General features: G+C 67.3%; 2 protein-coding genes. One reads left to right on the top strand and one right to left on the bottom strand.

Translation table 11 applies throughout. The features are described 5' to 3' along the window. A partial coding sequence (locus VGV06_16275) for a DNA-formamidopyrimidine glycosylase family protein (protein ID HEV2056698.1) occupies positions 1–578 on the bottom strand: 578 nt, incomplete at its 3' end. 67 nt (positions 579–645) lie between these two features. On the opposite strand from VGV06_16275, the gene VGV06_16270 reads away from it, so the two are divergent. Continuing rightward, on the top strand, positions 646–1,646 hold a 1,001-nt coding region (locus VGV06_16270), incomplete at its 3' end, for an oligopeptidase B (GenBank protein ID HEV2056697.1).

Raw genomic sequence — 1,646 nt, 5'->3', positions numbered from 1 at the left:
TCGCTGAGCGCCCGCGTCTGCCTCACGGGCGAGAGCTTTGCCCTGTGCAGGATCTCGTCCGAGTAGGCGTTGCCGATACCGGAGAGGATGTGCGGGTCTGTCAACGCGCGCTTGAGCGTGTGGTTCTCGCGCGTGATCGCGTCGCTGAACGCTTCGGCCGTGCAGGCCAGGGGCTCGACCCCGCCGGCATCGAGCGCGGCGAGCGCCTCTTCACCCTTCAGCAGGTGAATCGCCGCGCGCTTCTTCGTCCCCGCCTCGGTGAGCGTCAGCGTCCCCGTCGAGAAGTCGAACGCTGCCAGGCCGACCTTGCCCGGCACCTTCGCGGCCGGTGGTTTCCAGTGAAGCCGCCCCGCGATCATCAGGTGGATCGAGAGGTACAGATCGCCGTCGAGCGCGATGACGACGCGCTTGCCGACGCGGCGGAGCCCGATGACGGCGCGCCCGTTGGTGTCCGAGATCGGCGGATCGACGGAACGCAGGACAAAGGGGCTGGCCAGCCTCACGCGCTCGAGCCGCGCCCCCGCGATGCGTGCCTGGAGCGCCTCGACGTAGACGGTGATATCCGGCAGTTCAGGCATGGTGGCACGGGTATACCACGGCGGGGCGTCTTGACAAGCGGCCGAGCGCGCGTAAAGTTACGAGTCCATGCCGACACCGCCCGTCGCGAAGAAGATTCCCAAGATCGACACGCTCCATGGCGACATCCGCCAGGATGACTACTTCTGGCTGCGCGAGAAGGACAATCCGGACGTCCTGGCCTATCTCCGCGCCGAGAATGCCTATACCGATGAGGTGACGAAGCCGACGGCGGCCTTCCAGGAGTCGCTCTACCAGGAGATGCTGGCGCGCATCAAGGAGGACGACTCCTCCGTGCCCTACCGGCGCGGTGGGCACTTCTACTACTCGCGCACCGAGAAGGGCAAGCAGTACCCGATCTACTGCCGCAAGGCGGGCAGCCTCGACGCCCCCGAGGAGATCACGCTCGATCTCAACGCGCTGGCTGAGGGGCATCCCTTCTTCTCCCTCGGTATGTCCACGGTAAGCGACGACGGCCATCTCCTGGCCTACACGACCGACATCACCGGCTTCCGAGAGTACACGCTCTACGTCAAGGACCTGCGCACGGGGCGGGTCCTGCCGCGCACGTTCGAGCGCGTGGGCTCCGTGGCCTGGGCCGCCGACGACACGACCATCTTCTACGTCACCGAGGACGAGGCCAAGCGGCCCTATCGCCTGTGGTGCCATCGCCCCGGCATCATGGGCAGCGAGCTCATCCACGAGGAGCCGGACGCGCTTTTCCGCATCGGCGTCGAGCGCTCGCGGAGCCGCGCCTATCTCTTCCTGGGCACGGGCTCCTTCACCTCCAGCGAGTGGCGCTATCTGCCGGCGCACGACCCGGCGGGCGTGTGGCAGATGCTCATGCCGCGCGAGAAGGACCACGAGTACGCCGTAGACCACGGCGGCGACCGCTTCTACATCCGCACGAACGGTGGCGGCCGGCGCAACTTCCGGCTGGTCTCAGCCCCCGTGGACGACCCGCGCCCCGAGCGCTTCACCGAGCTGATCCTGCACCGCGACGAGGTCATGCTGGAAGACGTCGAGGTCTTCGCCAGCCACTACGTCACCCACGAGCGCGAGCAGGGCCT

This window comes from Candidatus Methylomirabilota bacterium (assembly GCA_035936835.1).
Taxonomy (GTDB): Bacteria; Methylomirabilota; Methylomirabilia; order Rokubacteriales; family CSP1-6; genus AR37.
This window is presented reverse-complemented; position numbering and strand designations above follow the sequence as displayed.